13 protein-coding genes are annotated in these 13,708 nt (G+C 35.7%); all 13 read right to left on the bottom strand.

Annotation, left to right across the window (positions count from 1 at the left end):
- Positions 1-15 precede the first annotated feature (15 nt).
- The 13 genes from WAX74_RS07620 to dnaJ all read right to left on the bottom strand — a co-directional run bounded on the left by WAX74_RS07620 (position 16) and on the right by dnaJ (position 13,646).
- Positions 16-2,127, bottom strand: coding sequence for an HD family phosphohydrolase (locus WAX74_RS07620; RefSeq protein WP_336497051.1), 2,112 nt, complete (start codon positions 2,125-2,127; stop codon positions 16-18).
- 1,005 nt (positions 2,128-3,132) lie between these two features.
- Positions 3,133-4,092: a PhoH family protein gene (locus WAX74_RS07615; RefSeq protein WP_336497050.1), complete on the bottom strand. Its 960-nt coding sequence runs from the start codon at positions 4,090-4,092 to the stop codon at positions 3,133-3,135.
- Positions 4,093-4,103: 11 nt separating this feature from the next.
- The gene (locus WAX74_RS07610; RefSeq protein ID WP_336497049.1) at positions 4,104-5,195 is read right to left on the bottom strand and encodes a sporulation protein YqfD; all 1,092 of its coding nucleotides are present in this window, start codon (positions 5,193-5,195) and stop codon (positions 4,104-4,106) included.
- Positions 5,195-5,434 carry a hypothetical protein gene (locus tag WAX74_RS07605; RefSeq protein ID WP_336497048.1) on the bottom strand — a complete coding sequence of 80 codons (240 nt, stop codon included), beginning with the start codon at positions 5,432-5,434 and terminating at the stop codon, positions 5,195-5,197. The genes WAX74_RS07610 and WAX74_RS07605 overlap by 1 nt, the downstream gene beginning before the upstream one ends.
- A 49-nt stretch (positions 5,435-5,483) precedes the next feature.
- A complete protein-coding gene (locus tag WAX74_RS07600) occupies positions 5,484-5,900 on the bottom strand; it encodes a hypothetical protein (protein ID WP_336497047.1) in 417 nt (138 codons plus the stop codon).
- A gap of 26 nt (positions 5,901-5,926) precedes the next feature.
- Positions 5,927-6,913 carry a flotillin-like protein FloA gene (floA, locus tag WAX74_RS07595; RefSeq protein ID WP_413788934.1) on the bottom strand — a complete coding sequence of 329 codons (987 nt, stop codon included), beginning with the start codon at positions 6,911-6,913 and terminating at the stop codon, positions 5,927-5,929.
- A gap of 16 nt (positions 6,914-6,929) precedes the next feature.
- Positions 6,930-8,252 carry an NfeD family protein gene (locus WAX74_RS07590; protein ID WP_336497045.1) on the bottom strand — a complete coding sequence of 441 codons (1,323 nt, stop codon included), beginning with the start codon at positions 8,250-8,252 and terminating at the stop codon, positions 6,930-6,932.
- 163 nt (positions 8,253-8,415) lie between these two features.
- Positions 8,416-8,589, bottom strand: a complete 174-nt coding sequence (gene rpsU / locus WAX74_RS07585; protein WP_004227078.1) for a 30S ribosomal protein S21 — start codon at positions 8,587-8,589, stop codon at positions 8,416-8,418.
- 103 nt (positions 8,590-8,692) lie between these two features.
- Entirely contained in the window at positions 8,693-9,364 is a 672-nt protein-coding gene (gene deoC, locus WAX74_RS07580) for a deoxyribose-phosphate aldolase (RefSeq protein ID WP_336497044.1), read from the bottom strand.
- Between the two features lie 92 nt (positions 9,365-9,456).
- Entirely contained in the window at positions 9,457-10,797 is a 1,341-nt protein-coding gene (mtaB, locus tag WAX74_RS07575) for a tRNA (N(6)-L-threonylcarbamoyladenosine(37)-C(2))-methylthiotransferase MtaB (RefSeq protein ID WP_336497043.1), read from the bottom strand.
- 15 nt (positions 10,798-10,812) lie between these two features.
- Complete coding sequence (locus WAX74_RS07570) at positions 10,813-11,553, bottom strand: 16S rRNA (uracil(1498)-N(3))-methyltransferase (RefSeq protein WP_336497042.1); 741 nt, start codon at positions 11,551-11,553, stop codon at positions 10,813-10,815.
- 10 nt (positions 11,554-11,563) lie between these two features.
- Positions 11,564-12,508, bottom strand: a complete 945-nt coding sequence (gene prmA / locus WAX74_RS07565) for a 50S ribosomal protein L11 methyltransferase (protein ID WP_336497041.1) — start codon at positions 12,506-12,508, stop codon at positions 11,564-11,566.
- 16 nt (positions 12,509-12,524) lie between these two features.
- Positions 12,525-13,646 (bottom strand): molecular chaperone DnaJ, encoded by a 1,122-nt coding sequence (gene dnaJ / locus WAX74_RS07560; protein ID WP_336497040.1) that lies wholly within the window; start codon positions 13,644-13,646, stop codon positions 12,525-12,527.
- Between the last annotated feature and the right edge of the window lie 62 nt (positions 13,647-13,708).

The following is a 13,708-nucleotide window of genomic DNA, read 5'->3' as shown; positions in this document are numbered from 1 at the left end:
GTTCCACCTTAGTTTTTATTTTGGATATTCTATTCGTGAATGGAATATCCCATTCAACGTTGTACAAAAACTTTCTTCTATTTTCTTTATTTCACGTAAAGATAAATCACATTCATCAAATTGTCCATCTTGTAATTTATCTTTAACAATTGATTGTATCAATGCTTGTATTTTATCTGAATTTGGCTCTTTCATAGAACGAACTGCCGCTTCTACACTATCTGCAATGGAAATTATAGCATTTTCCTTTGTTTGCGGTTTAGGACCTGTATATCGGAAATCTTCTTCGAGTACCTTATCATTTTGTTCTTTTTCTTTGTAATAAAAGAATTTAAGAAGACTTGTCCCATGGTGCTGTTCCGCAACATCTATAATTTCTTTCGGCATTTTATGTTTACGTAAAATATTTGCCCCATCTGTAGCATGTGTAATAATAATATCACGACTTGCCTCAGGGGGTAAATTATCATGCGGATTATAGCCGTTTATTTGATTTTCTATAAAAAATCCAGGCCTTTTCGTCTTGCCAATATCATGATAATAACAACATACTCTTGCTAGTAACCCATTTGCTCCTATTGCTTCACATGCTGAATCTGCTAAATTGGCAACCATTACGCTATGATGATAGGTCCCTGGTGTTTCGGTTAAAATTTTCTTTAGTAGAGGATGATTCGGATTGGATAATTCAATTAACTTCATTGTAGATAGTATCCCAAATAGAGATTCAAAAAACGGTAAGATCCCTATAGTTAAAGCTCCGGACAATATACTTGATAGTATTGCCGCTCCAAAATAAAAAAGTAAATCCCCAACCCCATACGTCGTTTTAGTCATCAATAAATAAAAAAGTATAAATATTAAGTTAACCGACGCAACGATTAGACTTGAGCGCAAGATTTGTGAATTGGTGTTCATTTTTTGTAACGCGAATATACCTGCTATTCCTCCAAATAAAATATACAAGGATACTTCCATTTGAAATACATTTGTATATCCTTCTTGAAAAATGAATCCAGCATATGCTGCAATTATGATAGTAGATATAAAGGCCATACGCTCATTTACTAGCAAATATACAAGCATGGACACAATTGCTGTCGGAAAAATAAATGCAATGACAACATCAAAATTATATGCAATAAACTGTAATACTTTCATCAATAATACGGAAATAAGTAAACTAAACAGAACAACTAATAAGGATTTTGAATTTTCTTTAGTTTTAACTTTTCTATTAATTGTTTGAACATATACAACCCACATAGTCAAAACGACAAATAAAGCTACACCAATAATCGGTTTGTATGATGATTTATTTGTGAGCATTCCTAGTAGTTTTAGTTGTCTATAAACTTCTCTATCTATTATTTCTCCTTTTTGTACAAGAATCTGACCTTGTAAAATTCGAATTGGTTCTACACTAGCTTTTGCCTGCTCTATGCGAATTTCTGTTTGTTCTTCATTTTCAATTTCAGTTTCTACAACACTTGACCGAGCAATCGATGACAAAAGATTCATATAGTTATTTGAATATCTTAAAGACTTCCTTACTTGATCTTCTATTTCTTTTTTCTTATCAGAAACGTTTTCAAATCGAATCGGTTTATCCAACATATCCTTAACAAGGGTGGTAATGGTATCACTAGATTTTTCAAGTACTGCTGGACTTTGACCCAATAAAGTTATTAATGCCTCATCGTTTAACTGCACCATACTTGCATTATCAACAATTTTATCAATTTCCTTTTTCAATTTTTCTAGCTGGCTTGTTCTATTTTCTGCTTCTCCCTCAGGAATCACTTCTTTTTTGATTTCAATGACACTATCAAATATGGAACTGATGATGGCAGCTTGGTTATCTGCAGTCTCTTCTTGAAATTGATAGTATGGTTGAATCTCTGCTGCTACCCTTTCACGTTCCTCTTCTGTTTTAACGGTATCTTCTATGGTTTTAACTGCACGAATAGTATCTGGAGATAATTGAAACTCTTTAATATCATATGTATTTTCCTTCACATTGCCGATCAATAAAAAAAACATAATTATAGCCGTAATAAAAATAATAACTAGCGGGAGATGCTTATAATTACTCCATTCCTTCATTTTTAATAAAATTGAATTCATAACATATTCATCACCCTTCTAAATGGTACCTTCATTATACCTTATTTATTGTATGTTTTAAAAATAATTCCAAATTTAAGCATTTAGAAAAGTGAAAAGGAGAAAGATTCGGGTCCAACAACTTGTCAAATAGAGACGGATGTGCGCTTGCCGCACGCTACTCATTAGCCTCCACAGGATGAGTCGCTCCTTTGTCGCTCCCACATCCTTTACGGGGGTATCATTCTTCGCGCTCCTGCGGAGTGTAATTCGCACATCCTGAAGAAGCTTACTTCATATTGCTATCTCAAAGTAAGAGATAACGTATGCCTATATAAGAGTATGTTCTCAACAACATTTTTATATATAATCTGCTTCAGCAACTTATAAAGCAAAACACGGATGTGCGCTTGCCGCACGCTACGCATGAGCCTCCGCAGGATGAGTCGCGCCTTCGTCGCTCCCACATCCTTTACGGGTCTCATTCTTCGCGCTCCTGCGGCGTGTAAGGCGCACATCCTGAAGACTTACTTTATAAATTGTTATCTCAATGCAATAGGTAACGTATGCCTATATAAAAGTGCTTTCTCATCCACATTTTTATTATTTAGAATCTGCTTCAGCAACTTATAAAGCAAAACACGGATGTGCGCTGCCCGCACGCTACGCATGAGCCTCCGCAGGATGAGTCGCGCCTTGCAAGCCGCATGACGTGCCGTATGAGACAGTTGGATGCGCTTGCGCATATAGCGCCTCATTCGGACGTGCTGCCAGCTAGAATGCATATAATTGGTGATGTATCTGTTCAGTCTATGCATATAATTGGTACGCTACCCACTTCTTTAAGGTTCTAATTCTACGGGCTTATGAGGCGTATGAGACGCACATCCTGGAAACGCAAAAGTTAAGACAGTATCAAAAAATAAAAAGTTACTTAGAATCCGCAAAGCCTTACAATTCTTACAATAAATAGTAGACACCCACATTTGTACCTTACCAACCACATAGATAAAAAAAAGCAGCCCATTAAGGCTGCTGTTCTTCGTATGCTTGTATTATTTTTGCAACTAATGGATGACGTACTACATCCCCTTGTTCCAAATATTGAAAATGAATACCTGAAACATTACTCAAGATTTTCTCTGCAATGATTAATCCCGATTCTGCACCTCTAGGTAAATCTATTTGGGTTTTATCTCCTGTGATAACCATTTTGGATCCGAATCCTAGACGAGTTAAGAACATTTTCATTTGTGCTTTAGTTGTGTTTTGAGCTTCATCAAGAATAACGAATGCATCATCCAGGGTTCTTCCTCTCATATATGCAAGAGGAGCTATTTCAATCGTTCCTCGCTCGATTAAGCGCTCGGTTTGTTCCATTCCAAGAACATCATGTAGCGCATCGTATAACGGTCTTAAATAAGGGTCTACCTTCTCTTTTAAGTCTCCGGGTAGAAATCCTAAACTCTCGCCTGCTTCCACTGCTGGGCGTGTCAAAATGATTTTTTTAACGTGCGCATTCTTTAATGCCTGTGTAGCCATTACTACAGCTAAATAAGTTTTACCAGTACCAGCTGGTCCAATTCCAAATGCCAAGTCAAATTTTCGTATACCTTGTATATATTCTCGCTGACCAATTGTTTTTGCACGTATTGCTTTTCCTTTTGTATTTCTTGCGATTTCTTCGTCATACAAACCTGAAAAGTATTCTATTGTGCCATTCATACTCATTTCAATCGCAGAAGAAACGTCACGTGAGTTAATATTGATACCTTTATGAATGACAGATAATAATTGTTCCATTAACTTTTTTGCTTCATCTACATTTTTTTCTTCACCAACAATACGAATTGTTTCCCCTCTAGAAATCAATTGTACTTTTAGTTCTTCTTCGATAAGCTTTACATTTTTATCTGAAATACCTAGAAGCATTACAGCTTCAGTTGGGTCTTGTAAAATAAGATCTAATTGTGTAAGTTCACTCATGCTTCGTCTCCTTAGGGTATTACTTGTGGAATTGCAATATTTTCATTTATCAAAAATAATACTTTCCCTTTTACTTTATCATTTTGAATGGTCACCTGTAAAATTTTATCCTCCAGAATTTGAGTATCGGCTGGTAGCTCATTTATTATTTTTTGATAAAGTAATGGACGTATCAATTTTTCCATCGATTGTTCATCCAGTAAAAACTTATTTTCTTCCGATAGTTGAACATAGCCTGCTTCTAAATATTTTTGTAAAGGTTTAGGAAGAACAATTTCCTTCCAAAACGTAGTTTTTTTCTCACTCTTTTTTTGTATCACCAGCTTCCGTTCACTCGGCTTTACGATACTTACTTGTTTTGGTAATTCAAATTCAAGCTCAATCCAATAACTTGCAAATACCTTTCCTTCTGCACTCGTAATAATTCTTTTAGCTCCTTGGGTTACAAAGCCATTTACTAAAACGTCTCCTTTTTGAACGCTAACATTTTTTTCAATTGCCCTAACTCCTTTTATTAATTCAAAATCGGTTATGACACCACTTCTTTTTGCTATTAAATGTACAGGGGGAGCATCTTTAATGACACGTTCAGTCTGAATAGGTGCAAGCATCGGCGTTACTGTCAGTTTTGATCCTGACTTTGTAAAATGCACCCATGAGTATTCTTTATGTTTTAATAAAAGTTTTTGCCTAATCTCTTGCTCTGATGGCAATTTTGAAGCACGCATATTTTTTTTGATATTCATTTCTTTTAATTCTTCATAAATAAGCACATCATTTTCTGGCGATTCAGAATCAATTTTTATAGTCCAAATGAATTGCGCAAGTAAAACTGGAATCAATAAAAATATGATCACTCCTACTATAGAGATAGCATAAGGTTGAATGATTCCTTTTTTTCTTTCATCCACTAAGTGGACAGGAAGTTTTAATGACCTTCTTATTTTTCGAAATAATGGCAAGTCTTTTCTACGAACAGAAAAATAAAAGTACTTTTCTGTACTGTAGACTTGATACACAACAATATTAGCGGAAAATAATCGTTGAAATAATAGATGCTGATCCACTTTAATCGGCATCCTTACTTGGATTAGCTGTGGCATTACGTTTTTTCCTTCCTCGTAATTTTGAAATGACTAAGCTCTTCTACTTGCAAACAGAGTCGCTCCATTGATAATGATTTTATCTTTAAAGTATTGGCTTGAATTTCTAAAAGGAAATCATCGTATGCACAAACTAAATTATTTTCTTTTAAACGAAGGATGGTAAATTCATTATCTAACGTAATCTCACTAAAATCTTCCATCATAATACTCGCATGGAGTGGAAATAATTTTTTCAAAAAAACACCCCTTTACATGATTTTATGCATGTAAAGGAGTGTTCATGAGTTATCTTCTCGATTTTGGTGGTGCAAGAATTTCAGAGAATACAATTGCTTTAACTAAATCATCTTTGGAATTAGGAATAACATTAATATTCGGTTGTGATACTTTCTTTTCTTTTTTTTCCTGGTGAACAGAAAGTCTACCAGTAGAACGGGGTTTGCCCTGATCTCTCATGACTTCACGTTCTACTCTTTCAACGGGAATAGGCGCCTTCTTTACTTCTGGGGATTTCCTATTCAATTGCTTTTTTTGTTCATCCATAAAATCTTTTGCAAAATCGCCTAGATCTTTAAATGGATTATCTTTCACTGGTTTCATTTGTTGTTGAGTTTGTTTGACAGGCTTTTGGTCTGTTTTCTTTTTCTTGCCAACCAAACTACTAATGATCGCCATAATGATAATGACAATAATACTTTCCAAGGAGAAAACCTCCTATCTATTATTTCTTAGTCTTTCAACTCATCCGTAGAAGTTTTTTCTCCCCCGACTTTGCTTATTGAATCTCTCATCGTTGTATCTGCTTGAATATTTTTATAGTTCATATAATCCATAACACCTATATTACCTTCACGTAAAGCTTCAGCCATCGCAAGTGGTACTTCTGCTTCTGCTTCAACTACTTTAGAGCGCATTTCAACTACTTTAGCTTTCATTTCTTGCTCAGAAGCTACAGCCATTGCACGACGTTCTTCTGCTTTAGCCTGTGCAATTTTCTTATCAGCTTCAGCTTGCTCTGTTTGCAGTTCAGCGCCAATATTTTTACCTATATCAACGTCCGCAATGTCAATCGATAGAATTTCAAATGCTGTTCCAGAATCTAATCCTTTAGCTAATACAGTTTGAGAAATTAAATCTGGGTTTTCTAAAACTCGTTCATGACTAGTACTTGAACCGATGGTACTAATGATACCTTCACCAACACGAGCTACAATTGTTTCTTCTCCAGCTCCCCCGACTAAACGGTCAATGTTCGCACGTACTGTAATGCGGGCTTTAGCTTTTACTTCAATTCCGTTCATTGCAACCCCTGCAATGAATGGAGTTTCAATTACTTTTGGATTAACAGACATTTGTACTGCTTCCAATACATCACGACCTGCTAAATCAATTGCCGCTGCACGTTCAAATGTTAGCGAAATGTTCGCACGGTGAGCAGCGATTAACGCGTTAACGACACGGTCAACATTACCACCCGCTAAATAATGACTTTCTAACTGGTTTATAGCAACATTCAACCCAGCTTTATGTGCTTTTATAAGTGGGTTTACGATACGAGATGGTATAACTCGACGTAACCTCATACCAACTAATGTAAATATGCTGATCTTTACACCAGCTGCAAGTGCTGAAATCCATAATGCGATTGGAAAAAATGTAAAAAACACAGAAAGCACGATAAATGCTAACACGATTATTACTATTAAACCGATCATTCCTCCACTAAACATATTATTCCTCCTCTTCTCTAACTTCTCTCACAACTATACGAGAGCCTTCTACTTTGATAATCATAACATGCTTATTCTTATCAATATAACTTCCATCGGACACTGCGTCTATTCGCTCATCACTTATACGTATCGTTCCGGCAGGTCTAAGGGGTGTCATCGTTACTGCTACTTTACCAACTAACTCAAGTCTATTTACATTGGAAACATACCCTTGTTCTGTGGTTGTTGCATCCGATAGAATTACTTTATTTAATACTCTTAATTGTTTACCAAAAAATTTCATAATAATCACCATTCCCACTATAGCTACTGTTAAAGCAATTAAAACAGCAATACTCATTTGTACAATATTGCCTCCTGCTAGAATTATACTAAGAATAATAGCAGCTGCCCCTAATATACCACTAATTCCTCCGGGCAAAAAGAATTCAGCAATTAATAAGATTACTCCAATAACAAAAATGATAAGCGTTTCGTACCCTGCGAGCCCCGCAACTAAATGCCCAAAAAAGAAAAGTGCTAACGATAAGAGCCCCATTGTTCCAGCAACACCGAAACCAGGAGAATACAACTCTACTATTAGTCCCAAACTAGCAATCGATAAAAGTATTGGAACTATTATAGGATGAGTAATAAATCTAGCTATCGTTTCAGTAACCGTCTGCTCAGTTTCAATAATTTGTGCATCCGCTAAATTTGTCACTTCTAGTAGTTCTTGCATTGAACTTACTGTCCCATTAGAGTACTTTACCTTTAAAGCATCTGCAGAGGTAAGCGTTAACAATTCACCTTTTGGAGCATTAAAATTTGGTAAGTCAACACTTTCATCTGCCATTGCTTGTGCATAAATGGGATTTTTCCCAGTACGATTGGCTGCATTGATCATTTTAGCCTTCCACGCACTTCTTGCTTTTACTTCAGCAGCATTTCCACTTCCGTCAATTACCGCTGCTGCTCCAATCGTTCCATTTGGGGACATATATATTTCATCTGTATGAAGTGCTAAATATGCTCCTGCTGAAAGTGCTTGAGAATTAATATAGGCTATTTTTCGAATAGATGTTGAATCCAGTAAATTTACAATATCTTCAGCAGAATCTACAAATCCTCCTGGCGTATTAATCTCAAAAATTATAGCTTCTGCACCAGCTTCTTCTGCATCATTGATGGATCTTTTTAAAAAAGCATATAAACCTTTTTCGACTTCTTTATACACTGGAATTTTATAAACTTTCGGAGCGTCCGCAGTAATAGAAGGAACAATCATGAAAAATGATAAAACCAATAAGCTAATAGTAATAATATATCGGAACAATTTCATCCTTAAACCTCCCTTCTTCTATATGTATATAATACTTTACGGAGTAGAATGAAAAAAGTTTCAAAAAAAAAATAAACCGAGAAAATAAATTTTCTCGGTTTACATAGTTGTAAATGTTAATCATAATGTACGTGTTTTGAACGTAGGGATGGTTGGGATTAATTTACCACTTACGTTTACGTGCAGCTTCTGATTTCTTTTTACGTTTCACGCTTGGTTTTTCATAAAACTCGCGCTTTCTAACCTCTTGAATTGTACCACTTTTAGATACAGTACGTTTGAAGCGGCGAAGAGCATCTTCAAGCGATTCGTTTTTGCGAACGACAGTTTTTGACATCTCTCTTTCCCTCCCTCCGAACACACGTCAAGTACATAACCAAGTGTTATGTACTAAAAAATTATATCGTATTGTTTACAATCGGTCAATACTAACAACTAAATTAATAATCAGATTTACTTGTAAAACCTTGCATAATTTCTACACCAGAACTTGCACCAATTCTAGAAGCACCAGCATCCACCATTGCTTGTAAATCTTCTAGGCTGCGAACACCGCCAGAAGCCTTTACTCCAAGTTCTTGTCCAACAGTTTCTCTCATAAGTTTAACAGCTTCAACTGTTGCCCCTGAAGTTGAAAATCCAGTAGAAGTTTTAACAAAGTCTGCTCCTGCAGCTTTAGATATTTCACTTGCTTTAACAATTTCTTCATTTGTTAATAAACAAGTTTCTAAAATTACTTTCACAATAGCTTTTTCTTTTGCTGCTTCTACTACAGCAGCGATATCCTTTTGGATAAAATCATAGTCTGCATCTTTCAATGCACCCACATTAATAACCATATCTATTTCTTCCGCGCCATTCTCAATAGCATTTTTAGTTTCAAATGCTTTCACTTCTGTAGTGCTTGCGCCTAATGGAAACCCAATTACTGTACATACTTTTACAGGGCTATCTTGTAAAAGTTTTGCGCTTAGCTGAACCCAAGTAGGATTCACACATACCGAAGCAAATTTATAAGTTTTAGCTTCCTCACATAATTTTTCAATTTGATCTTTAGTAGCATTTTGTTTTAATAATGTATGATCAATTAATGCTGCAATATTTTGTGTCATTTGTATTCCCCTCTCGGCAGTTGTCCGTACCTCTTAATCATAATAGAAATTATAAAAAAAAGCCAGTGAGACTAGATTCACTGACTTTTTTATTAAACTAACTCTTCTATTTGGTCTAGCACCCGTACAAATTGTCCTTCGTTATAAGGATAGCCAGCCTTTGTAATTTTTACACGAACTAATTTCCCAATCAAATCATCCGAACCAGGAATAACAACTTTTAGATAATTGTCTGAATAACCCTCATACAAATTAGACTCTGAATCCACTTTATATTTTTCTTCTGGAATAATCTCTAATACTTCGCCTTCAAAACGAGATGCATATTCAACAGCAAGTTGATCATTTAAAGTGATTAAACGGTGCACACGTTCATTTTTCACTTCTTCGTCTACTTGATTTTCCATTCTTGCAGCAGGTGTACCTGTACGTTTAGAATATGGGAAAACATGAAGTTCAGAGAATTTTTGGTCACGAATGAAATCATACGTTTCCATGAATTCTTCTTCCGTTTCACCTGGAAAACCAACGATAACATCCGAAGTAATAGCTAAATCAGGCAAAGCCTCTCTTAATCGATCTAGTCTATTAGCGAAAAACTTCATTGTATATTTTCTACGCATTCTTTTTAACACGGTATCTGAGCCAGATTGAATAGGAATATGCAGGTGTCTCACAACAATTTTTGAATCTCTCAAAACATCAATTACTTCATCTGATAATTGACTTGCCTCGATTGAACTAATACGTAGACGCTTTAGTCCTTTTACATTATTTTCAATATCTCTTAAAAGCTGAGCCAAGTTATAATCTTTTAAATCTTCTCCATATCCACCTGTATGGATTCCAGTTAAGACTATTTCTAAATAACCTGCATCAACTAATTGTTGAGCTTGACGAACTACCTCTTCAGGATCACGTGATCTCATGAGGCCACGAGCCCAAGGGATAATACAAAAAGTACAAAAATTATTACAACCTTCTTGTATTTTAAGGGAAGCACGAGTACGATCTGTGAATGATGGAACATCCAATTCTTCATATACTCGATTCTTCATAATGTTTCCTACTGCATTAATAGGATTTCTTTCGGATTTATATTGTTCAATATAATCTAACATTTTTGTTCTTTCTTGTGTTCCCACAACAATATCTACACCTGGAATAGCCATTATCTCTGCCGGAGAAGTTTGTGCATAACAACCAGTTACACAAATAACAGCATCTGGGTTTTGACGAATTGCACGACGTATTACTTGACGACTTTTTTTATCACCTGTATTAGTTACCGTACAAGTATTGATAACGTATACATCTGATTGTTTTTCAAAATCACTACGTTCATAACCATTTTCTTTAAATAATTGCCAAATAGCCTCTGTTTCGTAGTGATTTACTTTACAGCCTAATGTATGGAATGCAACGGATGACATATCCTTACACCTCTTTCATTCATATTCATAGGAAATTGCAGCAAGCGCATATAATGGGGCAGTTTCGGTTCTTAAAATTCTTGGCCCTAGTGAAATTGGTTGAAAATCATTTTCTAGTAATACTTGTACTTCGGAGCGATCTAATCCACCTTCTGGACCAAATACAATAAGTATCGATTTTTTATCATACACCTTTTTTAATTGCTCGGCAAACTTTTTACGTTGCTCTTGTTTTGCATCTTCTTCATCTGCTACAAACTTCACATCATATCTTTTAGAAATTTCTAAAAGCTCATTTAAATTTATAGGACTATGTATAGTAGGTATCTTCGATCGATGAGATTGCTCTGCTGCTTCTTTTGCAATCTTTTGCAGACGAACAAGCTTCTTTTCGTTTTTTTCTTTATTCCATTTTACAATTGATCTTTTTGCTTCAAATGGATAAAGTGTATGCATTCCAAGTTCTGTTGCTTTTTGAGTAATCAATTCCAACTTATCGCCTTTAGGTAGGCCACATACAATGGATACTTCAATTGGCATTTCGTTTGAATTACTCTGTTGTTCAACAACTTTTAAGAGGACTTCCTTTGAAGTCCCTTCTATAATTTTCATCGTATATGTCATTTTTTCTACAACTACATATACTTGATCGTCAGGTGACATGCGCATCACTTGAATCATATGATGCGCATCCTCGCCTGTTATTGTAACCATATTATTTTCGTTTATTGGGACATCCGTAAAATAACGTTGCATAACAATCTCCTTATTGAAGTGGTTTTTTTGAAATGATTGTTACCCAGTCTTCCATCATCATCACTTCTTCAATTTCAAAGCCAGATTTTTGCAAAGCATTTTTCACATCTTCTTTTTTAGCAGAAATTATACCGGATGTAATAAACAAGCCTCCATCTTTGACAATAGAAAAGGCATCATCTGTAAATGTCATAATAATTTCAGCTAAAATATTCGCAATTACAATATCAGCTTGTTCATTTACATTGTCAAGTAAATTACCGTGTGTAACCTCTATCAAATGATCTACATTATTTATAATAATATTTTCTTTTGCAGAAGCCACAGCTACTTCGTCCAAATCAAGAGCTTGTATAGATGTTGCACCAAGTTTAGCTGCTCCAATAGAGAGCACTCCTGAACCAGTTCCTACATCAATTACTTTTGAATTCGGTTGGACAGTTTTCTCTAAAGCTTGAAGGCACATTACAGTTGTAGGATGAGTACCAGTTCCAAAAGCCATTCCTGGATCTAATTCTATAATTAGTTCATCTGTACTTACTCGTTCATAATCTTCCCATGTGGGCACGATTGTAAAAAGATTAGATATTTTCACAGGATGGTAGTATTTTTTCCAAGCAGTTGCCCAATCTTCCTCGTCCACTTCTTGTACTGTTACGATATTGTGTCCAATATCGATATTAAAATTTTGTAAGTTATTAATCGCGAGCTTGATCTCTTCTACCGTTTCTAATAGAAAGCTAGTTTCTGCTAAATAAGCTTTTACACGAACTCCATCAACAGGGAAATCGTCTGGATTTAAACTATAGATTTCACCGAATCGATCTTCTCTTTCTCTAACTAACTCATCAGAGTCTTCAATGACTACCCCACTCGCACCAGCTTCATGCAAAATATTACTTACAGCATCTACTGCTTCATTTGTTGTATGAATAGATAGTTCAGACCATTTCACCCTGCGCACAACTCCTTTACTCACCTTTTATCGTTCTTTTTATTTTATCAAATAATGAACTACCTTGCTCTTCAGGTATATCCCCGCTAATCTCAGCAAATTCACGAAGTAATTGTTTTTGTTTTTCTGTCAATTTTTTAGGAGTGATAACTTTGACAATAACGTGTTGATCTCCGACACCGTAACCATGAACGTTTTTCACGCCTTTTCCTTTTAAGCGGAATTTAGTTTGTGACTGTGTTCCTGCTGGTATCTTTAATTTCACTTTCCCTTGCACAGTAGGGACTTCGATTTCATCACCTAAAGCCGCTTGGGCATAAGTTAGTGGTAATTCATAATAAATATCATCGCCATCTCGTTCGAAACGTGGATCTGCTTTAACACGGAATACAATATATAAGTCTCCAGCAGGACCGCCATTTATACCTGGTTCCCCTTGACCACTTACACGAAGCTGTTGACCATCATCCACTCCAGCTGGAATTGACACTTTAATTTTTTTGCGTTGATTTACAGTACCTTTTCCGTGACATGTAGAACATTTATCTTTAATCATTTTACCAGTTCCATGACATTGATTACATGTGCGTTTTGTTTGAATACGGCCAAATGGTGTATCTTGTGTCACACTAACTTGACCTGCACCATTACAATGCGTACAGGTTTCAGGATGTGTACCTGGTTTTGCGCCAGTTCCTGAGCATGTATCACAATTTTCTTCTTTTGAAATTTCTATTTCTGTCTCTTTACCAAATACGGCCTCTTCAAACTCAATGGTCATAGAGTATTGAAGATCACTACCTTTTCTTGGCGCGTTTGGATCACGGCGGCGAGAGCCTCCCCCTCCAAAAAATGAGCTAAAAATATCTTCGAAGCCAAAACCATCTGCTCCACCACCAAAACCACCAAAGCCTTGGTTTGGACCAGCATGACCAAATTGATCATATTGGGCACGTTTTTGTTCATCACTTAACACTTCATAAGCTTCTGATATCTCTTTAAACTTTTCCTCTGCGTCAGCTTCTTTATTAATATCAGGGTGATATTGTTTGGAAAGCTTACGATATGCTTTTTTAATTTCATCTTGGGAAGCGCCTTTTGTTAAACCAAGCACTTCATAATAATCACGTTTATTCATAGTTCACTCTCCTGCTCTGTTAACCTGCACATAAAGATAATTGTAACATGGACAAAATCCGA

The sequence above is a fragment of the Psychrobacillus mangrovi genome, from assembly GCF_037104765.1.
In the GTDB taxonomy this organism is placed as follows: Bacteria; Bacillota; Bacilli; order Bacillales_A; family Planococcaceae; genus Psychrobacillus; species Psychrobacillus mangrovi.
This window is presented reverse-complemented; position numbering and strand designations above follow the sequence as displayed.

Bases quoted from the DNA above. Each gene is read 5' to 3' on its own strand.
- floA (WP_413788934.1), bottom strand. From the start codon at position 6,913: ATGATCGGTTTAATAGTAATAATCGTGTTAGCATTTATCGTGCTTTCT.
- mtaB (WP_336497043.1), bottom strand. From the start codon at position 10,797: ATGTCATCCGTTGCATTCCATACATTAGGCTGTAAAGTAAATCACTAC.
- WAX74_RS07570 (WP_336497042.1), bottom strand. From the start codon at position 11,553: ATGCAACGTTATTTTACGGATGTCCCAATAAACGAAAATAATATGGTT.
- dnaJ (WP_336497040.1), bottom strand. From the start codon at position 13,646: ATGAATAAACGTGATTATTATGAAGTGCTTGGTTTAACAAAAGGCGCT.
- WAX74_RS07610 (WP_336497049.1), bottom strand. From the start codon at position 5,195: ATGCCACAGCTAATCCAAGTAAGGATGCCGATTAAAGTGGATCAGCAT.
- WAX74_RS07615 (WP_336497050.1), bottom strand. From the start codon at position 4,092: ATGAGTGAACTTACACAATTAGATCTTATTTTACAAGACCCAACTGAA.
- rpsU (WP_004227078.1), bottom strand. From the start codon at position 8,589: ATGTCAAAAACTGTCGTTCGCAAAAACGAATCGCTTGAAGATGCTCTT.
- WAX74_RS07590 (WP_336497045.1), bottom strand. From the start codon at position 8,252: ATGAAATTGTTCCGATATATTATTACTATTAGCTTATTGGTTTTATCA.
- WAX74_RS07620 (WP_336497051.1), bottom strand. From the start codon at position 2,127: ATGAATTCAATTTTATTAAAAATGAAGGAATGGAGTAATTATAAGCAT.
- deoC (WP_336497044.1), bottom strand. From the start codon at position 9,364: ATGACACAAAATATTGCAGCATTAATTGATCATACATTATTAAAACAA.